This is a genomic window from Actinomycetota bacterium, assembly GCA_012837825.1.
Classification (GTDB): Bacteria; Actinomycetota; Humimicrobiia; order Humimicrobiales; family Humimicrobiaceae; genus Humimicrobium.
Map to the genome: position 1 here is coordinate 1 of DUQM01000085.1, position 20,383 is coordinate 20,383.

The window sequence follows — 20,383 nt, forward strand, 5'->3', positions numbered from 1 at the left end:
TAAAATCCATTTCAGATTATTTGGATAGGTCTTAATTATAAATTGACACCTATCCTTTTTTATAGAAATAATTGTGCTTGCCTGCTTATATATGAAATCTGATTCCTAAATCTCATATTGCTTTTATATATTATTTATTAAAAGTATATTTATCTATGAGCTCAATAACTCCAGTGTAGAACAAATAGTCAACAGAAACTGCCCGCCTTTCATTGACACAACCCATCTAAATGATTAAATTAATAATACATTAATTTAATATGTTTATATATCCTGTTAATAATAATATATGTCTAATATATTAAACAATTCTAATAAACAAAATGATTATTCCGAATTCAAAGTCATCTTTGCTGACACAGAATTGGAAATTTTTGCTGAAGCGGCAAAAATCAGGGAAAATTTTTGCTTTATTAATCTAAGTTCCGAATATGCGGTAAATTTTGTTCTTGAATATGAAAAAATTGATATTTTGTTTATAAGTAAAAATATATCAAATTTTGAAAACATTATAGAAAGAGCAAAAAGGAAGAAAACAAAGACATTTATTATTGAAAAGGATCTTCCAAAAAAATTTGATAATAAAAATCTAGAAAAAATTATTCTGAAAGAATTTAATTCCGGAAAAAATAATGAGAAACAAAGAATCAGCAGACAGGGGATATTTAAAAAGGTAATCAAACCGGATAAACAAATTGGAGATAGAGACATTAAAGAAAATATAGAGACTGTTAATAGTGTGGAGAAAAAAGAAAATGAATCTGAAAAAAAATCAATAAAAAACAATAATTCCAATATTAAAAATAATAAAAAAGATAGCTTGAAAGAGTATGTGGCAAATGAGAGAAAAAATAAGGGGGAAAATCAATATAAAAACATTGAAAAAGTAAAAGCAGTCAAACAAAAAATCATAACAGTTTTCCGCGCAAAAGGTGGTGTCGGCACTACGACAATTTCTTATTTTATGGCAACACTGCTCAAGAATATAAAAACCTTAATAATTGATTTAAACTTCAATGAAGGTTGCAGCGACTTAGGCTATTATTTAAATACTCCAAAAACACCGAACCTAACACTGTTTTCTGAAAGCTATGATAAGAATAGTTTTCAAAACTGCCTTATCAGCATAAATAATAGTGTGGATATTATTTTACCACCTCCTTCTCATGAAATTTCAAACCGAATTGATTTAAAGGAGATCTACTCACTGGTTGAACTGGCAAGAAAAAAATATGATCTCATGATTTTTGACTTACCCAACAAAATAAATGAATTTTATCTTGGGATAACGGACATTTCAGATACTTTGTTAATTATATCTGATGAAAGCACAGGCAGTCTGGGCAGAATTACCGAAATAGTAAAAAAGTATATCTATGATGAGTTAAAAAAGGTTTTTGTGATAAACAAAGTAAAAAATCCAGGCAATATCAATGCCAACATAGAGATTATTAAAAAGTATCTGGATCCGGATTATTTTCTGTTAATTCCTTATTTAAAAGAACTTGATAATCATCAGGATTTGAAAAAAGTATATTTCGAGAATTTGGAGGGATTCAATAATTTGAAAAATACTGCATTAAAAATTTTAACATCCTGAGGAGAAGAAAGATGTATTTTGGATATAAAAAATTTTTTATTCTTGCAATTATCGGAGCATTAATTATCGGCTTTTCAATATTTTTGTATCTCAACAGCCACTTTGAAAAAGTTGCAATTGCAGTGCTGCAGGCTGATATTAAAAAAGGACATACTATTAAAGATGAAGACGTGAGAGATGGGTTTTTTTATAAACAGGACGTACCTGTTGAAGCAATTAGAAACAAATCAGAATTAATAGGACTTGAAATAAAGACAGACAGATATATGGGAGACTTTATTACAAGAGAAATGCTTGAAGATAAAAGAGAGGATTATTTATCTTCAAATCTTAAAGAAGATGAAGCGATTATATCAATTAATCTTAATTCAAAAGAAAGTATGGCATCAGATCTTCAGATAGGTAAAAAGATAATGATAGTCTCAACAGAAAAAGATAAAGATATGGAAGATATTTTTTATAAGAATAGTGCGGTTTTCAGCAATAGCGAAGGCAGCTGTCTTTCAAAAGGATTTAATATAAAAAACTATCTTAACAGCAGCGTATTTCAAATTTCAGAAAATATTTTCCTGGTTGATGGATTTATTTATTTTAAAAATCTTGAAGTTATTCATATTCAAGAAGTTGAAGATACAGATATGGGCATTTTATCAAAAAATAATAGAAAAGATTCATCGCTTTACGTCAAATGTAAAAACCTTGAAGCGCCTTATCTGGCAAAAATAACTTCAGGTGAGAAATACAAATTATTAATAGGACCGCAATAAAGATTATTTTTCCAATGGATAAAGTCAAAGAGAAAATAATAACTGTTACTTCAAATAAAGGCGGCACAGGCAAGACAACAGTATCTTTATGTCTGGCATTATATTTCTCTTGTAAAAAAAATAGAAAAACGCTGCTGCTGGAAATGGATTCCTCACCGGGAGATTTCACAGTTTTATTTGATGCAGATGATGATAATTCAATTGAAATAGCTTTAAAGTTTCCTTCAAAACTCGCTAATTATGCAAAAAATGTAGGAAACAACCTGGACATAATAAAAGGGTTTTCCAACCCATTGTCTGCAGAAGAAGTTAAAACTGATGAAATAAATAATCTGCTGAGCACAGCATTAAAGAAGTATGAAATTATAATTGTAGACACTCAGAATGTTTTGAATGGTTCCATAGTTGACGTTTTAAAAATAACCGATTATGTTTTTTTAATTTCCGATCTTGAGATTGAATCACTTTATAGAAATCTGGAATTCATAAACCTTCTAAAAAGCAAGTTTCTCCTTCATCATGATAATTTTTATTTTTTAATAAATAAAAAAAGGTTTATAGACATATTTAAAATAATGGACATATCAAAAGTTATTACCTTGCCGATAATGGGATTTATTTCTTTTGAAAGAAATTTTAACAAAAGCCTGGTTATGAAGAACAAAAATAAATTTTTAAAGACCAGGACTTTTATTAATATGTCTAAAATTTTGGAAGGTTTTTATTTAAAAAATATAGTGTGAAAATGAGCTTGAAAGACCGTATAAGTGAAAAAACGATACAGGAATCAGATCTTGAAAAAGAAATAATCAAAAGAGTAAAGAAAATGATTAAAACCAAAGCATATGATCTTAATCCGGTTTTTAACAATAAAGAACATTTTAAGGATAAGATATTTCTCATCATTAAAAAGGAAGTGGAAGAATACTTTAATATCGCAAATTACCACATTAAAAATGAAATGATAGAACGGATTTTTTATGATACATGTGGCCTGGGCATTCTTGAGGTTTATCTTGGCGACAAGGAAATAACAGATATTTTTATACAGGATCTTGAGATGGTAATTATAAAAAACGGACATAAGATTTTTTTAGGCCAGGTATTTGCAAATATGGATGAAGTATATTTAATAATAGACAGAATTAAAGAAAACTCAGGAAAAATAATAGATCAAAGAATTCCTTTTCTAAATACAGATTTATATGAAGGCAGCAGATGTTCCATCGTCATACCTCCTGTTTCCGACAAAGTCTATATCTCCATAAGGGTTTTCAACTGTCTGGATTTTAAAATCGATGATCTTGAAAAAGCTGGAATGTTCGATGGGAAGGTAAAAAATCTGCTTAAATATTTTGTAGAGAATAAACAAAACATAATCATTGCCGGAGGCATGGGAACAGGCAAGACTACCTTGCTCAATACCTTAATAAAGCTGATTCCCTCAGATGAATTTATTAACATAATACAGGATACTCCTGAAATCAAACCCTTAAATCATCATTATGCAAGGCTTCTTACTACAAGAATAAAATCCAGAGAGATTGATTATGAAATAAATCAGGAAAGATTGCTTTTTGAAACATTAAGAATGAAGGCTGACAGAATAATAATTGGAGAAATAAGAGAAAACATATCGGCATATCAATTGCTGCAGGCTTTAAATACCGGCCACAAGGGCAGTTTCTCAACCATTCATGCTGATTCGGGTTTTGACGCCCTGACAAGACTTGAGACCCTTTCAATGGAATACAGGCAGAATCTGGATAATATGATGATTAAAAGAATTATTGCCAGAGCGATAAATGTGATTATTTATCTGGAAAACCAATTGAATGGAGAACCGGATTATATTAAAAGGAAAATAAAAGAAATAATAACAGTTGATAAAAATCTGACTAAAGAAGGTGAATACCAATTAACGTATCAATAAAAATATCAGTTTTTGTTACGATCGGAGTATTTTATTTATTTCTTTATTTATTACTCTTTTATATTGAAAAGAAGAATAAAACTCTTGATTTGATTTTAAGAAAAAATATTGGACAAACTGATTTATACAAGAAGCGAAAAAGACGGAATGGATTTGAAAAATGGTATGAAAGCTTAAACTTGAAAATCGATTTAAGTGATTTTTTACTGATATTATTTATTATCTTCACAATATTTTTTTTAATATGTATAACTCTTAAATTATCTTTATTAATAACCGTTTTTATAATTATTGCTATTTTTTCATTCATAACTATTTTTCTTAATATTCAAAAAACCAGAACTGTTAGCAGGAAAGAAGAGCAGCTTGAGTATTTCTTAATCAGTTTGTCAGGGAATCTTTTCTCCCAGCCCAATATTCTAAACTGTATAAAAAAGTCTGTAAACGAAATAGATGAACCATTGAAAGGTGATTTTATTGAAGTGCTGGAAAATTATTCCAAAGGACTGGTGTTTAAAGATGCTCTGAAAATTATGATTAAAAAAAACGACAGCAGGTCAATAGAGATAATATTATCGGGATTTATCGCGGCAAACGAAAAGGGAACAGATATAAACAAATTCATCAGCTGCCAGATTGACTATATCAGAGAAAAGAAAGCTTTAAAAAACTATATAAACATTTTAAGTACCGGTCCAAAATATTCATCTTATTTTATTATGCTTATACCAATAATTTCCATAGTTATTGTTACTTTAATTAATAAAAATTTTATTACTTATTATCTGAGCAGTATCGGGATAATAGTATCAATATATGCATTAGTCAGTTTTTTTACCGGTTTCCTGCTTATAAATAAAATCATTAATAATCTTGGAAAAAATATTTTAATATCATGAAGGTTATAATTATATCCATTTCCGTTTTAATATTTGCATTTTTTATTTTATTATTCGTTTTTCTCAAAACCAGCAAGATAAGTATAAAAAGTAAAAATTTTATAGAAAAAATTTTTATAAAAAGGAATCGGTCAAAACCCGATAATAAAAAATTTGAAATTTATTTTAATGATTTTTCCGGATTTAAGTTTCTGGGGATAGGCATAGATACTCTGGAGAAGCTATATATTGTAAAAATATTATTTAGTTTTGCAGCTTTTTTCTTAATAAATTTTTTGGGACTATTTCTTAGGAATAATTATTTTGCTATTTCAGTTATTGCAGCATTTTTGTGTTTTTTTCTACCTTCAGAAATTCTTAAAAATCATATAAACAAAAAAATGAGAGATGTTTATGCTGAGTTGCCTGATTTCATAGATTTTTTATATCTGCTGATAAATGCAGGTCTTACTTTTGATGAATCAATCAAGTATCTGGTTGAAAATATGAAAGGTAATATTTGCAAACTCTTTAAAATATACCGGATTAAACAAATGGAAGGCAACAGTAAAAATGAATCTTTAAAATATATAGGAAGAATATCTTTTTGTTCCGAGTTTGAAAGAATTTTAAAAGTTATCTCAGAGTCAGAAATTATTGGAAACCCGGTAAACAATACATTAAAAGACCTATCTTTGGAAATAAGAAGAAACCAGAGAGACCATATAAAAATAAGAGCTGAAAAACTTGAAAGCAATCTGATATTTGTAATTTTTATATTTATTTTTATTCCAATGATAATACTGTTTATTTTGCCGATAATTCCACAGTTCAAATTATTATTCAAATAATTATTTTAGGAGAGAAAATGAAAAGAATTAAAGACTATCTATTAAAGAAATATGTATCATGTAAAGGATCCACATTAATTGAGATAGCCCTTTATATCGCGCTTGTTGTCATCGTGTGTATCGTGGTAGTTACATCGCTTGGCGATAAGTTGCAATCTGTATTTCAAAGAATTGTGGACAGTTTATAAGTTTTATTATTTTTACCGGGAAGATATTAATAATTGCTATTCAAAAGAAACGGTTTGATAAAAAAAATAAAATTAGAGCAGGGAAGCGCTTTGGTAGAATTTGCTGTGATTGCGCCAATTCTTCTGGTTCTGATTGCCGGGATAATTCAGTTCGGTTTTATCCTGAATGCAAAAATTGCCGTAAATGCTGCATCATTTGAGGGAGCCAGAGCAGCAATTCTAAGTGAAAATCCCGAGGAAGATGCATTAATGGCAGTATATTATTATGCAAATTCTTCATTACCGGGCTGGTCTTTTGATGAAAGATTGGCAGCAGATATTGCTATTGACGGTTATAATCCCGGAGATAATGTTTTGGTGAAAGTTAACTATGAGGTTCCTGTTTTTTTTCAGAGTCTTCTCCCAATGGGGAATAGTAATTTTTTTAAAGTAGAAAGCAAATCTTTGATGAGAATTGAGGAAAAAAGGTAAAAATTAAAATTTTTTAATCATTATTACTAAATATTAATATTATTAATCCATATTATTAATCCATGCTTATGTGATGAGAAAAATAAAGTTATCAGCCATTATAATTATAATTCTGTTTGTTTTGTCGGGTACTTCATTTTTTGTATTTAAATTCATAAGTCCCATAAATGAAGAAAAAAATTCCAATGAAAAGGAACTGACCTCTGAGCTGCTGGGAAGAATAGGCTCTCAGAAAAACTTCTCCGATCCTCTCGGTATTTTTGATGAAAATGGTGAGGAATTAAACCGGACGGATCTGACCATAATAAAAAGTGATGGAGACATCACGAATGTAACCAGATACGAAATATTGCAGGATGTTAATGGAAATGATGTAAAGGTTAAGTTAAAAAAACAACTTATAAAAGAAAAAAACGGGAAAGAATACGAATGCTGGAGCATTGATGAACAGGTACAAGGCAGAATTAAATATTATTTGGGAAAATTAAAAGAGGTCGATGAAAAGGAAATAAATTTTATTGTTAAAAAAGAAAGTGTGGAAATGGATCTTTATACAGATAAATTAGTTTATGAGGAAGTAGAAGATTATGAAAAAATTATCAATCTGGACGAATTCAGAAATAATACATATGTATACAAATTTATACCTCCAAACGATATATATATCGGATTTGAAATAATGAAATCCGTAGATGATTTTAAGAGTTATTTTAATAAAAAGATTTACCTTCAGGAGACAATATTAACATATTATGAAAACAGTCCCTGTTCGAAACAAATCTTTTTTTCTGAATATTTTTAAAAATAAGAAAACATTTAAATAATAAATGAATAAAAAAAACAAGATATTTTTATTAGCCATATTAACATTATTTATATTCATCTTTACATTATCCAAACATGGATATCTTCGTGCAGAGGATGACCCGGTCTGGATTGATACTTCTTACTGGGAGACAAGGACTCATTTAGTTAAAGATGGTTATTGGGATGAAAAGCAGAAAACAAGGTGGGTGGATACATCGTATAGGGTAAACCAGGGATATTGGTCGTATGATGATTATAATGTATGGGTTGATACCTCGCGCTGGGTAAATGACGGATACTGGAAAAATGAAACTTACAGGGAATGGGTCAGCAGCGGATATTATAAGACCGAAAACTATTATGAATGGGTAAAAAGCGGCTATACCGTTTATGAGTGGATAAACAGCGGATACTATCAAAATTACAGTTATTCAGTATGGGTTCCCAGCGGATATTATAAAAAACAGGTTATTACCGTCTGGGTTCCGGAATATGATCCGGGATGGGGAATAAACAGGCAGTACCCGGTTGAAGGATCTGCAGGGCATGCAACATTAAAGAAATACGAATACTTTATATACGTCGATACTTCCCACTGGGAAACACGCTATGGCTCGAGATACGTTGATACCTCTCACTGGGGAAGCAGATATGTTGATACTTCTCACTATGAATTAAGAACAAGAACCATGTGGGTTGACACCTCACACTGGGAATACAGGACCAGAAGAACATGGGTTGATACAAGCTATTATGCCAGCTCAGGGCATTGGGAAAAAAGAACAGGCAGACACTGGATTGATACCTCATATATTGTTGCCCGGGGGTATTGGGAAACTTATACTTCATTTGAATGGGTTGATACAAGCTATTATAAAACCGAAAAAGTATGGATAACTTCAGGATATTATTCATCGCCCATGCATGGCGAGATACTGGTTGAAAAGACTCCTGAATTTGTTTTTACAAAATGGCACAAAAATCCTAATGGTGATGATGCTTTTATGGAATTGAAAATAACCTGGAAAATTTATAATGACAATATTGGTGAAAATGAACAGCCAAAGAAAATAAATAAGGTCTATATTTATGAGGATGTAGTTAGATATGGCGGGAATGGAATAGATAAAGTTGAGATATTTAACGAGAAAGTAAATCCTTCCGAGGAGGGTTCGGTATCAGCTACCGTTAACTTTAATTATGGTGGAAATGAGGAAAGCATACTTCATATATACCTCTATTCGGAAAGCGGTCATGCAGGTCATGTTTCTTTCCCCAATCCGGTTAATAGTTTTATATCCATAAATCTTTATAAGCCAACAGGCGAGGATAATAAACATATATGGCTTGGCGGCATAACAAATGAAATTTTTGAATTCTGATTATAATGCGGTCTTTTTTTAAGGAAAAAATAATAACTAAAAAAAGCATATTGAATGAAACCGGAGCTGCATTAATTACCGTTGCTTTTCTTGTTCCGATCATTATTTTAATCACAGGCGCCGTTACAGATATAGGCGGAGCAATGATAGCAAAGGAAAATCTTTACAAGGCATGCCTTATTTCTGCCGAAGAAAGCACAAAAGCAATTGACATATCCAGAGCCCAGCATGAAGGCATCAATTACTTAACGGATGATTTTAAAGACATCATTACCGGTTATTTCCATAATAATATTGAGGAAAAAGAAAACTTTAATATAACCTTTCTTGATTATCATGTTTATGAAAGCATTGAAAATCCAGAATACATAGAAGTCATCTCCGGGGGTATTTACTCAACAAACTTTCTAAAATTAATCAATATAAAAGACATAAGTGTGAATGCTCATGCCATCGGCAGACTGAAAAGAATTGATTGATTTAGGTAAAAAGCAGACTGTTTTCGGGAACCACTTTTTATATTGTTCTGCCAGGAATAAAAGCAGATAGCTAAGTCATTTTCCTAAAATCTTCTTTTTTTAAAATTAAGCAGTGCTTTTCCGCATATTTTGTTTACGGGATCCCACACTGTGGAAGTACTCGGAGAATAGCTCAGGTCAAGGTTATAAACATCACTGACAGTCATTCCGCAGGTTATTGATGCCGAGAAAATATCTATTCTCTTTGCAACACCGTCATGACCTATCATCTGGGCACCCAAGATTTTTCCGGAAGGGTAGTCAGCTATGAGAACTATTTTTATATCTGCTGCCCCCGGTATTGCCACGGCGTGTGAAGGATAAGTGTCTCTTATTCTGACTGGATTAAAACCGAGACTTAGTGCTTCATCAAAAGAAATCCCTGTTTTTGCTACTTCAAGATCAAAAACAACGTCAACTTTGGTTCCGGCTGAACCATTAAAAATTTCATCTCCCCCGGTTGCATTTTCTCCTGCAATCCTCCCCATCCGGGCAGCATTATTTGCTGTAGGTATATAAGCATACTTTCCGGTTACAATATTTTTGACGCAGCAGCAGTCACCTGCGGCAAATATATTTGAATAATTTGTCTGAAGCCTGGGAGAAGTTTTTATTGCTTTTCTGTGTCCCAGCTCTATGGAATTTCCTTTAATAAACGAGGTATTTGCCTCAATGCCTGCAGCCAGGACAACAATATCTGCAGATATGTTTTCAGAGCATGGTTCCACATTGCTGCCTATAATAAGTTCAGTGATATTATTGTTATCATTTTTGATTACAGAAGATACAAAGGAGTTGACAAACAGGCTGCACCCCTGATTAACCGCTCTTTCAGAAAGAACACCGGAAATCTCCTTTTCAAAATCCCCGAATATTGTTTCTGATTTTTCCATTACAACTGGCTTTATTCCGATTTTAATCAATGCTTCTGCTATAAGCAGCCCTATGGAGCCACCGCCTATTACTACTGCTCTTAAAGGATTGTTTTTGTTTATATAATTTTTTAATGCGAGAGCATCAGAGACATTTCTGAAATGAAAGACATTGCATGAGTTTTCAAGACCATCTGTTTTTAAATCAACCGGCTTTGCGCCGCTGCAGATGATAAGCTTGTCATAGTTAAAAATCCCGGTTTCTGAGCCGTCTTTGATTTTTACTGAAAGCTCTTTTTTGTTAGGATTGAGTGCTGTAACTTTATGTCCGGTAAGTATTCTTATATTTCTTTTTTCTTCAAAAAAACTTGGAGGATAAACGAATAGCTTGTTTATGTCGTCTACGATTCCTGAAATATAATAAGGCAGGCCGCATGTTCCATAAGAGATATGTTCTCCACTTTCAAGAACTGTTATATCGATATCGGGTGCATTTCTTCTTGCCTGGCTTGCTGCGGCAAGTCCTGAAACATTTCCTCCTATTACCAGAAGATGCTGCTTTTCATTTTTGTTAAAATACATTTTAAACCGGTTTTCAAACTTAATTTTTTTGACTTTTTACTATATTATATTATTTCAAGGTTTTTTTTATTTAGCAATTGAATAATTCAGCAAATATGGTATAAATTTTAATAACTGTTTTCAGCCGGTTTTGAAACAGCTAATCTGTTCAGATTTGCTTTGAAAATAAACTATTACGTACCGAAAGGATTTTTATGGATGCAGAAATGAAAAAAATGTTAGAGGAAAAAGCAGAAGATATAAGGGTCGACATTATTGATATGCTCTGTGAATCAGGTTCCGGCCATCCCGGCGGTTCTTTATCGATGGCGGATATATTTTCCTATCTTTATTTTAGCGGAGACCTCAGCATTGACCCTGAAAATCCGAAGATGGAAGACAGGGACAGAGTTGTTCTATCAAAAGGACATGCCTGTCCGGTACTTTATGCTACTCTTGCAGAAAGAGGTTTCTTTGAAAAATCACACCTTAAAACATTAAGAAAATTTGGAAGCATTCTCCAGGGACATCCTGATATGAAAAAAGCTCCTGGCGTTGAGATGTCGACAGGATCACTGGGCCAGGGTCTTTCAGCTGCAGTAGGCATGGCAATGGGGCTAAAGCTGGATAATAAAGATGCTCATGTGTTTGTCATACTTGGCGACGGTGAATGCAATGAAGGACAGATATGGGAAGCTGCAATGGCTGCAGCACATTATGAGCTTGGAAACCTTATAGGAATACTTGACAGGAACGGTCTTCAGATAGATGGGTTTACAAAAGATGTAATGAATACTGAGCCAATGATAGACAAGTGGCTTTCATTCGGATGGCATGTGATAGAGATAGATGCACATAATTTTGATGAAATAGAAAACGCCATTTCCCAGGCTAAAGAAGTTAAAAATGCTCCCGTAATGATAGTTGCCAATTCAGTAAAGGGCAAAGGCGTGTCCTTTATGGAAAATGAATGTGGATGGCACGGGAAAGCTCCAAGCCTGGAGGAAGCAGCAAAAGCAAAATCAGAGATAACAAGATAAGATATTTATTTTAAGGGCAATTGTCTATAATATCCCTGGCAATAAAAAAACCAAAGCTTAAATGCGTAAGCTAAAAAAAACCGGAAGTATACAGACTATGGGGAACATAGGTATTTTTTCGTGGTCTCTCATAGGTCTGGTTATAATAATTGTAGGAATATTTTATGTTTTGTCACTTGTAAAAATTGCAATAATTCCTGCAATAATCGGGGTATTTATTGCATATATGCTTCTGCCTCTTGTAAAGCTTTTAAGGAAAAAACTTAGAAAAATAGTTGCAGTTTCAATTACTTATGTTGTATTTCTTATAATAGTCTTTGTTATATTCTTCTTTATAATACCGCTTATAATTGATGAGTTTAAGTCATTTATTGTCAAGCTGCCGATCTATATTTACAGATTCTCGCTTTTTGTGAGCAGTAACCTGAAAAATAATATTCTGCTTAAAAGCATTGAAGAAATGACCGATCTTTCTTTTCTTCCCGGAAACCCCCTGGAAGTCACAAAATATTTTATTGAAAACATAAATATAAGCGAAATAAATATTTTCAAGGGTGCAGCATCCTTTACCGTGACTATAATCAATATTGTGATTAATTTTATAATAGGCCCCATACTTGGATTTTATATTTTAAAGGATTCCGATAAATTTGTTGCAAACATCGTAAAGGCGATACCTGAGAAGACAAAACTTCAGTCCATCAGTCTAATTAACAGAGTAAACAATGTTTTTGAAAAATTCATAAGAAGGCAGTTTCTTAATGCGGCAATACTTGCAATAATCCTGACAATATCGCTGAGTATTTTAAAAATTGAATTTGCTTCACTTATAGGGGTAATGATTTTTGTATTCTGTCTTATCCCCGTTTTCGGCCTGATCTTCCCGGCAATACCTGCCATTATTCTTGCTCTTTTAATCTCACCGATGAAAGCTCTTATAGTGTTTATTATTTTTGTTGGTATTTATATAATCAACTACTTTTTCATTCTGCCGTTTATAATGAAAGATAGAACAGAAGTACATTCAGGCATAATAATACTGTCTATCATTGCAGGAGGGGCTTTATTCGGCTGGCTTGGTGTGTTTATCGCTGTTCCGGCTGTGGCTATTCTGCAGGAAATACTAAAATTCTATCTGGTAGAAAAAACAAATCCTGTTTAAAAAACACTGAATCTTAAAAGCCGGCTATCGCTTTACAAGTTTAAATATTATACTGTAAATTTTATTTATTATTCTGTATGATATCAATTAAACTGCGGTATTAAAGCAGATTGGTATTTAAATTTTTAAATTAAAATTAATAAAAAGATTATAAATTTATAGATTAACTCAGTATAGAGGAGATTGGTATGCTTAATAAAGATGTTCAGGCAATATTGTCAGATGAAAACAAAAAGGCTGCGACAAGAACTGCATATGGAGAGAAGATTGCAGAACTTGGAGAAATAAATAAAGATATAGTTGTTCTTGACTGTGATCTGTCAAAATCAACCATGACATCTGTTTTTGCCAAAAAATTTCCGGAAAGATTCTTTGATATGGGTATTGCCGAAGCAAACATGATGAGTGTTGCTGCCGGTCTTGCGACAACCGGTAAAATACCCTTTGCTTCTACTTTTGCAGTATTTGCAACCAAAAGGGTTGCTGATCAGATTTCAAGTTCAATAGCCTATCCCGGCCTTAATGTTAAAATATGTGCAACACATGCAGGTCTTTCAGTAGGAGAAGACGGAGCAACTCATCAGGCTATAGAAGATGTTGCAATAATGAGAGCTATACCGGGAATAATTGTCCTTTCACCTTGTGACGGGACAGAGACGGGCAAAGTAATAGAATATGCCGCATCGCACCACGGCCCTTATTATATCAGGCTCACAAGAAGCAATATTCCTGTTATCTTTAATGAAAGCTACAAGTTTGAACTTGGCAAAGGCATAAAGATAATGGAAGGACCAAAAGCCACTCTTATTGCCACAGGATTTATGACACACATAGCTTTGCAGGCAGCCAAAGAACTTAATGATGAAGGAATTGAAGTGGACTTTATAAATATGCCATCCATAAAACCTCTTGATGATGAGCTTGTGCTGGAAAGCGCAGGAAAAACAGGTCTTGTAGTTACTGTTGAAGATCATAACATAATAGGCGGACTTGGAAGTGCAGTTTGCGAACTTCTCTCAGAGAAAATGCCTGTGAAAGTTATAAGAATGGGTGTTATGGATAAATTCGGTGCTTCAGGAGAACCGATGGAACTTATCAAAGCTTATGGATTTGATAAGGAAAGCATCAAAAACAAGGTAAAATCGCTTGTAAAATAAAGAAAACAGATTTTCCTTACAACTGCATTCGCTAATTTATTTTGTTTAATTAACTCTGCTTGTGGAGAATTTAATGAATATTGATGAGTTTTGCATTGACACGGAAAATTTTTTAAGCAAAATCGATAAGGAGTACTATCTGCATTTTGCCGGACTGAAGCAGGAGCTCAACTTAAAAACAATATATGATGAGTATCCCCAGCTTTTTAGTTCAGGGACTGTAATTTTTTTCAAGGATCTTTTTAATAAATCGGAAGGTGAAAATAGAAAAAAGGCAAAACATTTATTTGGTTTCAGCGCAGAAGGCTATATGGGTAATAGATTTGCTCATATAGCAGACAGGATAGCAAACAATGAAGCATCTTCAAAGATTGAGATAGACGGGAAAGACGTATCTTTCAGATATTCAGACATAATACTTTCAAATGAAGAGGATCACGGCAAAAGAAGACTTATAGAAGACAAGAGGCTTAAAGTGACTGCAGAAGTTTTTAATCCCGATCTTGTCCGGTACTGGGAATCCCTTCATGAAGAAGCTGAAAATTTTGGTTATAAAAACTATGCGGACATGTTCATGAATGTCAAAGGGTTTGATTTCTATAAACTTGAAAAAGAAATGGACATGCTTGTAAAAGCTACTGATTCTCTGTACAGGGAACATATGGGCAGGCTTTTTCAAGAGAAACTTAATATCAGTCTTGAAGGTTCCGGTGCAAGTGATTTTGCTTTTATAAAAAGAGCAAAAGAATTTGACATGTTCTTTAAGAAGGAGCGGCTGGTTCCGATTTTCAAGGACACAATGAGAATGGCAGGAATTGATATTGACACCCAGAGCAATATCATTATGGATGTGGAGGAAAGGGAAAACAAATCCCCAAGGGCATTCTGCGCCACAGTAAGAGTTCCTTCTGAGATATATCTTGTAGTAATGCCTGCAGGCGGACAGGATGATTATCAGGCAATGTTCCACGAAGGGGGACATGCCGAACATTTTGCAAATACCAGGGAAAACCTTGATATTGCCTATAAATATCTGGGGGACAGCGCGGTCACGGAAGGATATGCTTTCTGTCTTGAAAATCTTGCATGGGACAGAAACTGGCTTATAGATGTTCTTGGCATGAATAGCGAAGCTGCTGATGATTTTACTTATTTCTCAAGCATAATCAATCTTTTCTTTTTAAGAAGATATGCCTGCAAGCTGAAATATGAACTCCTCCTTCATTCAGAGAAGAAAATAAAAGATAAAGATACTGCTTACAGCGACCTTCTTACATCAAATCTTGTAATGAAATATTATCCTGAAAATTATCTGAAAGATGTTGATGAAAGTTTTTACTGCACAAACTATATAAGGGCATGGATATTTGAAGCGCAGGTTAAGGAATATATGCTTAATAAATTCGGTTATAAATGGTATAAAAATAAAAAAGCCGGAGATTTCTTAAAGGAAATATGGAGTTATGGGATGAAATATTCTCCTGAAGAAGTGCTTGGTTTTCTTGATTACAAAGGGCTGGATATAAGTTATCTTATGAATAATACTATAAATTTATTAAAAGGAAGATAAGAACCGGAAAGGCAAAAAAATGGATTTAAAATCTAAAATCAGAAATATACCTGATTTTCCCAAAAAAGGTATAGTTTTTTATGATATCACCACACTTATTAAAGACGGGTCTGCTTTCAGATATGCCGTTGATATGCTTGTGGATAGCTGTAAGGGGAAAAAGATCGATGCTGTCATAGGAGCTGAATCAAGAGGTTTTATTTTTGGTTCAGTTGTAGCTTATGAACTGGGAGTAGGTTTTATTCCTGTAAGAAAGCCTGGCAAACTGCCGTATGAAACTTACGAGATATCATATCAGCTTGAATACGGATGCAGTACCCTGGAAATGCATGTGGATGCTGTAAAAGAGGGCGACAGCATACTGATAGTTGATGACCTTGTTGCCACAGGCGGGACAGCGAAAGCGACAGCTGAGATGATCGAAAAAGCAGGAGGAAAAATAGCCGGTTTCTGCTTTTTAATAGAACTTGATTTTCTAAAGCCGAGAGAAGTGCTTAAAGGATATGATATTTTCTCGCTTGTAAGTTATGATTCTTAAGAGAATCTGATTAATATTTTCTGAAAACCTGTTAAATAAATCAGCATAATTGTTAGTTATTAAAAGGGGAGGAGGAAAAATGGCAGCCAAAAAAGGCGGAAACGGTGAATATAAAGACATAAAAGATAATACCGGCTCTTGGGATAAGGCAAAAAAATATGATGATGCGACTTTAAAGGACAAGGATTTAAGTCCTGAAGAAAAGAAGAAAGAAGAAGAAGAGCTGGTAAAGCAACTACAGGAAGAACTGGATAAGCTTACAACCAAAGATATAATAATTCAACTTATGATGTCTCTTTCAAGTCTTGCTTATAAAAAAATGGGTCTGCCGGTAGGAACAAATGATAAATTCAAGGATAAAATCCAGGCAAAACTGGCAATAGATGGTTTTGATGCTTTGCTGAAAGTTCTGACAGATGAAGTCAGCGCACAGGAAAGAGAAACATTGCAGTCATCTCTGACAAACCTTCAAATGAATTTTGTCAAAATATTCGGAGCCTGATATCGGTGAAATAATATTCAGCCGGAATGAAAGGAGAAATCATGGCAGTATGGAAGTGCAGCGCCTGCGGTTTTGAAAAAGAAGGCAGATGCAAGCCTAAAAAATGTGAATGCGGCGCCAAAGATTCTTTTGAAAAGAAAGAATAATTAAAAATTACTTATTGCTCTCAATAGCAAAACCTACAGACAGCCTGACAGCTTCATTAGCTGACTTTATACAATGCATTAAAGGCTTGTTATTTTTTTTTAAATTATCCGGTTTTTGTTTATTAAATCTTTCAAATCTTTAATAAAGCGGGTCGGGTCGCTACTCTTAAAAAAAGAGGAACCTATAATAAATGTATCTGCCCCGGCATCTCTTGCTTTCATGATCGTGGAGCTGTTTATGCCTCCGTCAACTCTTATATCTATAAAGCTTTTTCTGTTTTCGGTTTTCTTATAAGTTCTTATCATTTCCCGAGCTTTTCTTATCTTTGCAGGCATACTTTCCAGAAAGTCCTGGCCCCCCAGTCCCGGATTTACAGTAAGTATTAAAATCGAACTGATTTTATCAAGAACATTTTCTACAAAAGATACCGGTGTGGAAGGATTAAGGGCGACTCCCGCACTGATACCGCCTGCAGTTATTGCCGAGATCACCCTGTCCAGGTGAATGCAGGTTTCAGAATGGACTGTTATGGAGTCAGGGGCCAGCCTGATATAGCTGTCAATCTGCTCATCTGTATTTTTTATCATAAGATGGACATTCACAGGAATGTCAGCTCTTTTAACCAGATGTGATACCATAATCTGGCCGAAAGCTGTCTGGGGAACGAAATTCCCATCCATTACATCAAGATGAATAAAATCAACCCCTGATTTTTTTATTTTTAACAGCTCATCCCCAAGGTTTAGATAATCACTGTCAAGAATTGAAATACCTATTTTATAAATATCATTGTCAGACATCAGATTATAAATTATTTATTTTATTTTTTATAAACATTTATCATGTCTGAAAGAGCAAGAGGTTTATAATCCTGCGCATGACCTGCTGTACCGAAATCTATCATTTTGCTTTTTACCGTTTGATAAACAGCTTTTCTTGCTTCTCCGAAATAATCCCTCGGATCTATTACATCAGTGTGTTCACTGAAATATTTTCTGATAGCACCGGTTATTGCAAGTCTTCCATCAGTATCCACATTGATCTTTTTTATCCCACGCTTTATTGCTTCCTGTATTGACGACATAGGTACTCCCATGGCATGCTTCATGTTTCCCCCGTAATTGTTGATAATATCAATTAGTTCTTTGGGCACCGAGGATGAGCCATGCATTACCAGAGGTGTATCAGGCAGTCTTTTCTTTACTTCCGTCACTATATCAAGAGCCAGAACCGGAGCTTCCTTAAATTTATAAGCGCCATGGCTTGTGCCAATTGCAAGAGCAAGGGCATCTACTCCTGTAAGCTTTACAAATCTTTCAGCTTCCGAAGGATCTGTCAGCGTGCTTATTCCGGAACCTACTCCGTCCTCAATACCGCCCAGTGTTCCGAGCTCGCCTTCAACGGTAACGCCGAATTTATGCGCATATTCAACTACTTTTGCAGTAACCTCGACGTTTTCATCAAATGTGGTGGGAGTTTTTGAATCTTCTTTTAATGAACCGTCTATCATAACTGATGTAAAGCCAAGTTCTATTGCCTGCCTGCAGGTATCAAAATTATTTCCATGATCAAGATGTATTGAAATCGGTATATTGGGGTTGTCCTCTACAGCAGCAACCATTATATATTTCAAATAGAGCATTTTTGTATATTTAAGGGCTCCTCTTGAAGCCTGGATAATTACAGGAGACTCTGTCTCTGCAGCTGCCTGCATTATTCCCTGTATCTGCTCCATATTATTTACATTATATGCGCCTACCCCATATCCTCCTTTTATGGCTTCATCAAGAATCTGTTTCATCGGTACAAGTGGCATTTTTTCCTCCTATGGCTAATTTAAATTTAAATGTTTTTTATAAAAAAAGAAAAAATTATATTTTTAAATTAATTATATTTGATATGCTGATTTATAATTCAGCAATAATATATTAAAAACAACCTTTCAGTTTCTAAACAATTTTTAATATATAATATTAGAGCTATTTTAAAAAGCTTTTTTAAGAAAATTAAATAATTTAAAGCAATAAATGAAGTTTTTGATAAAGGAGCGAAAATGGATGAAAAAATTTTAAAAGCAGAAAAATTATTAAAAGACTACACAAAAGGAAAGTATGTTTTCGGTATCGGATGTCTTGATTCAACGGGAGATTTTGTTCTGGAGTTCGGCCGGAATATCCTTTTAATAATTTCACAGAATGAATGGGCAAAAGATTTAAGAGAGAGGATTGAAAATATACTAAATGACAGGAAAATAAATATAATTGCCCGTTCAGGGACTTCCGGAGAAAACAGTCCGAGAGAAGATGTATTTGCGCTTGCTGATCTTATCAGGGATTCAGAACCTGAATGCATATTATGTGTCGGTGGCGGTTCGGCAATAGACACTGCAAAGGCAGCAAACATACTGGCTTCGCTTGAAAAAGATAATTCTGAAATTGAAAAATATTTTGGTGCAGGCAATGTAGGCAGGGAACTGGAAGAAAAAAAAGTAAAAAATCTTTACCCGCTTATTGCTGTGGAAGTAGCTTCCGGTTCAGGTTCCCATATCAGCAGATATTCTAATGTAACGGATATGTCCACAAACCAGAAAAAACTGATTATTGATGATGCGATAATACCGGCAAGAGCGGTATTTGATTATTCGGTGACAAAAAGCATGCCTGAAGACCTGACAAAAGACGGTGCTTTTGACGGATTTTCTCATTGCCTTGAAGCTTATTACGGATACGATGAAAAAGGCAGGGACTTCAGACTAGCTGAAGAGGTATGTCTTACCGGCATATCCCTTATAGTTGAAAACCTTCCTTATCTTATAAATAATCCTGATGATATTGAACTGAGAAAAAAAATAGGCATTGCAACTGATCTCGGAGGGTATGCAATAATGCTTCAGGGAACAAACGGGGCTCATCTGAACAGCTATTCTTTTGTTGATATTCTTTCGCACGGAAGAGCCTGTGCGATAATGAATCCCTACTATACTGTATTTTTTTCTCCGTCGATAGAAAACAAATTAAAGAAACTTGCTCCCATTTATCAGGAATACTCTGCCAAAGATTTAGGCAGCCTCAGAGGTAAAGAGCTGGGTATTGAAATTGCCAGGGCTATGACGGAATTTTCAAAAAAGATTGGTTTTCCTGTAGTACTTTCTGAAGTGAAGGGGTTTAAAAGAAACCATATAGACAAAGCCGTAGAAGCGGCAAAAAATCCACAACTTGAATCAAAGCTTAAAAACATGCCTGTTCCTCTTACTTCTGAAGAAGCCGGGCTTTATATAGAACCGGTGCTTGAAGCTGCCAGAACAGGCATGTTTGAAAAAATAAAGTTTAAGCAGTAGACCCTGGCGGCAAAAAAGTTTTTCTGTTGACTAATTTATCTATTTGACATTTTGATTCTTAGTCAATATAATCATATGCGTAAAAATGCATAAATGTCATAA

21 protein-coding genes are annotated in these 20,383 nt (G+C 33.8%); 18 read left to right on the forward strand and 3 right to left on the reverse strand.

The genetic code is table 11. The annotated features are described in order from the left end of the window. Positions 1 to 364 precede the first annotated feature (364 nt). The 10 genes from GXZ93_06590 (at position 365) to GXZ93_06635 (ending at position 9,356) form a co-directional block, all read left to right on the forward strand. A complete protein-coding gene (locus GXZ93_06590; protein ID HHT79438.1) occupies positions 365 to 1,600 on the forward strand; it encodes an AAA family ATPase in 1,236 nt (411 codons plus the stop codon). An 11-nt stretch (positions 1,601 to 1,611) separates the two neighbouring features. Beyond that, on the forward strand, positions 1,612 to 2,367 hold the full coding sequence (locus tag GXZ93_06595; protein HHT79439.1) for a hypothetical protein: 756 nt from the start codon (positions 1,612 to 1,614) through the stop codon (positions 2,365 to 2,367). Between the two features lie 14 nt (positions 2,368 to 2,381). After that, positions 2,382 to 3,110, forward strand: coding sequence for a ParA family protein (locus GXZ93_06600; GenBank protein HHT79440.1), 729 nt, complete (start codon positions 2,382 to 2,384; stop codon positions 3,108 to 3,110). A gap of 2 nt (positions 3,111 to 3,112) precedes the next feature. After that, a complete protein-coding gene (locus GXZ93_06605) occupies positions 3,113 to 4,300 on the forward strand; it encodes a CpaF family protein (GenBank protein ID HHT79441.1) in 1,188 nt (395 codons plus the stop codon). A gap of 386 nt (positions 4,301 to 4,686) precedes the next feature. After that, positions 4,687 to 5,199: a hypothetical protein gene (locus tag GXZ93_06610; protein ID HHT79442.1), complete on the forward strand. Its 513-nt coding sequence runs from the start codon at positions 4,687 to 4,689 to the stop codon at positions 5,197 to 5,199. A gap of 380 nt (positions 5,200 to 5,579) precedes the next feature. Then, positions 5,580 to 6,029 carry a hypothetical protein gene (locus tag GXZ93_06615; protein HHT79443.1) on the forward strand — a complete coding sequence of 150 codons (450 nt, stop codon included), beginning with the start codon at positions 5,580 to 5,582 and terminating at the stop codon, positions 6,027 to 6,029. Between the two features lie 278 nt (positions 6,030 to 6,307). Continuing rightward, the gene (locus tag GXZ93_06620) at positions 6,308 to 6,688 is read left to right on the forward strand and encodes a pilus assembly protein (protein HHT79444.1); all 381 of its coding nucleotides are present in this window, start codon (positions 6,308 to 6,310) and stop codon (positions 6,686 to 6,688) included. A 73-nt stretch (positions 6,689 to 6,761) separates the two neighbouring features. After that, entirely contained in the window at positions 6,762 to 7,490 is a 729-nt protein-coding gene (locus GXZ93_06625) for a hypothetical protein (protein ID HHT79445.1), read from the forward strand. A 25-nt stretch (positions 7,491 to 7,515) separates the two neighbouring features. Continuing rightward, positions 7,516 to 8,877: a hypothetical protein gene (locus GXZ93_06630; GenBank protein HHT79446.1), complete on the forward strand. Its 1,362-nt coding sequence runs from the start codon at positions 7,516 to 7,518 to the stop codon at positions 8,875 to 8,877. Between the two features lie 50 nt (positions 8,878 to 8,927). Beyond that, entirely contained in the window at positions 8,928 to 9,356 is a 429-nt protein-coding gene (locus tag GXZ93_06635; protein HHT79447.1) for a hypothetical protein, read from the forward strand. Positions 9,357 to 9,439: 83 nt separating this feature from the next. Here GXZ93_06635 and GXZ93_06640 read toward each other — a convergent pair whose 3' ends face one another. Then, the gene (locus tag GXZ93_06640; protein HHT79448.1) at positions 9,440 to 10,849 is read right to left on the reverse strand and encodes an FAD-dependent oxidoreductase; all 1,410 of its coding nucleotides are present in this window, start codon (positions 10,847 to 10,849) and stop codon (positions 9,440 to 9,442) included. Between the two features lie 194 nt (positions 10,850 to 11,043). Here GXZ93_06640 and GXZ93_06645 point away from each other — a divergent pair, with 194 nt between their 5' ends. The 7 genes from GXZ93_06645 to GXZ93_06675 all read left to right on the forward strand — a co-directional run bounded on the left by GXZ93_06645 (position 11,044) and on the right by GXZ93_06675 (position 16,943). Next, positions 11,044 to 11,868, forward strand: a complete 825-nt coding sequence (locus GXZ93_06645) for a transketolase (GenBank protein HHT79449.1) — start codon at positions 11,044 to 11,046, stop codon at positions 11,866 to 11,868. 61 nt (positions 11,869 to 11,929) lie between these two features. Continuing rightward, entirely contained in the window at positions 11,930 to 13,030 is a 1,101-nt protein-coding gene (locus GXZ93_06650) for an AI-2E family transporter (protein ID HHT79450.1), read from the forward strand. A 188-nt stretch (positions 13,031 to 13,218) separates the two neighbouring features. Then, on the forward strand, positions 13,219 to 14,187 hold the full coding sequence (locus GXZ93_06655) for a transketolase family protein (GenBank protein HHT79451.1): 969 nt from the start codon (positions 13,219 to 13,221) through the stop codon (positions 14,185 to 14,187). Between the two features lie 73 nt (positions 14,188 to 14,260). Beyond that, a complete protein-coding gene (locus tag GXZ93_06660) occupies positions 14,261 to 15,757 on the forward strand; it encodes a hypothetical protein (GenBank protein ID HHT79452.1) in 1,497 nt (498 codons plus the stop codon). Between the two features lie 19 nt (positions 15,758 to 15,776). Next, positions 15,777 to 16,295, forward strand: coding sequence for an adenine phosphoribosyltransferase (locus tag GXZ93_06665; protein HHT79453.1), 519 nt, complete (start codon positions 15,777 to 15,779; stop codon positions 16,293 to 16,295). Between the two features lie 79 nt (positions 16,296 to 16,374). Next, complete coding sequence (locus GXZ93_06670; protein ID HHT79454.1) at positions 16,375 to 16,797, forward strand: DUF1844 domain-containing protein; 423 nt, start codon at positions 16,375 to 16,377, stop codon at positions 16,795 to 16,797. Between the two features lie 41 nt (positions 16,798 to 16,838). Next, entirely contained in the window at positions 16,839 to 16,943 is a 105-nt protein-coding gene (locus GXZ93_06675) for a rubredoxin (protein HHT79455.1), read from the forward strand. 99 nt (positions 16,944 to 17,042) lie between these two features. On the opposite strand, the gene rpe is transcribed toward GXZ93_06675, so the two are convergent. Next, entirely contained in the window at positions 17,043 to 17,744 is a 702-nt protein-coding gene (gene rpe / locus GXZ93_06680; protein ID HHT79456.1) for a ribulose-phosphate 3-epimerase, read from the reverse strand. A gap of 20 nt (positions 17,745 to 17,764) precedes the next feature. After that, positions 17,765 to 18,760 carry a fructose-bisphosphate aldolase class II gene (locus GXZ93_06685; GenBank protein HHT79457.1) on the reverse strand — a complete coding sequence of 332 codons (996 nt, stop codon included), beginning with the start codon at positions 18,758 to 18,760 and terminating at the stop codon, positions 17,765 to 17,767. 237 nt (positions 18,761 to 18,997) lie between these two features. Between GXZ93_06685 and GXZ93_06690 the strand changes: the two genes are divergently transcribed. Beyond that, the gene (locus tag GXZ93_06690; GenBank protein HHT79458.1) at positions 18,998 to 20,281 is read left to right on the forward strand and encodes an iron-containing alcohol dehydrogenase; all 1,284 of its coding nucleotides are present in this window, start codon (positions 18,998 to 19,000) and stop codon (positions 20,279 to 20,281) included. Positions 20,282 to 20,383: the final 102 nt, after the last annotated feature.

Bases quoted from the DNA above. Each gene is read 5' to 3' on its own strand.
- GXZ93_06595 (HHT79439.1), top strand. From the start codon at position 1,612: ATGTATTTTGGATATAAAAAATTTTTTATTCTTGCAATTATCGGAGCA.
- GXZ93_06600 (HHT79440.1), top strand. From the start codon at position 2,382: ATGGATAAAGTCAAAGAGAAAATAATAACTGTTACTTCAAATAAAGGC.
- GXZ93_06605 (HHT79441.1), top strand. From the start codon at position 3,113: ATGAGCTTGAAAGACCGTATAAGTGAAAAAACGATACAGGAATCAGAT.
- GXZ93_06615 (HHT79443.1), top strand. From the start codon at position 5,580: ATGAGAGATGTTTATGCTGAGTTGCCTGATTTCATAGATTTTTTATAT.
- GXZ93_06625 (HHT79445.1), top strand. From the start codon at position 6,762: ATGAGAAAAATAAAGTTATCAGCCATTATAATTATAATTCTGTTTGTT.
- GXZ93_06630 (HHT79446.1), top strand. From the start codon at position 7,516: ATGAATAAAAAAAACAAGATATTTTTATTAGCCATATTAACATTATTT.
- GXZ93_06640 (HHT79448.1), bottom strand. From the start codon at position 10,849: ATGTATTTTAACAAAAATGAAAAGCAGCATCTTCTGGTAATAGGAGGA.
- GXZ93_06645 (HHT79449.1), top strand. From the start codon at position 11,044: ATGGATGCAGAAATGAAAAAAATGTTAGAGGAAAAAGCAGAAGATATA.
- GXZ93_06650 (HHT79450.1), top strand. From the start codon at position 11,930: ATGCGTAAGCTAAAAAAAACCGGAAGTATACAGACTATGGGGAACATA.
- GXZ93_06655 (HHT79451.1), top strand. From the start codon at position 13,219: ATGCTTAATAAAGATGTTCAGGCAATATTGTCAGATGAAAACAAAAAG.
- GXZ93_06660 (HHT79452.1), top strand. From the start codon at position 14,261: ATGAATATTGATGAGTTTTGCATTGACACGGAAAATTTTTTAAGCAAA.
- GXZ93_06665 (HHT79453.1), top strand. From the start codon at position 15,777: ATGGATTTAAAATCTAAAATCAGAAATATACCTGATTTTCCCAAAAAA.
- GXZ93_06670 (HHT79454.1), top strand. From the start codon at position 16,375: ATGGCAGCCAAAAAAGGCGGAAACGGTGAATATAAAGACATAAAAGAT.
- GXZ93_06675 (HHT79455.1), top strand. From the start codon at position 16,839: ATGGCAGTATGGAAGTGCAGCGCCTGCGGTTTTGAAAAAGAAGGCAGA.
- rpe (HHT79456.1), bottom strand. From the start codon at position 17,744: ATGTCTGACAATGATATTTATAAAATAGGTATTTCAATTCTTGACAGT.
- GXZ93_06685 (HHT79457.1), bottom strand. From the start codon at position 18,760: ATGCCACTTGTACCGATGAAACAGATTCTTGATGAAGCCATAAAAGGA.
- GXZ93_06690 (HHT79458.1), top strand. From the start codon at position 18,998: ATGGATGAAAAAATTTTAAAAGCAGAAAAATTATTAAAAGACTACACA.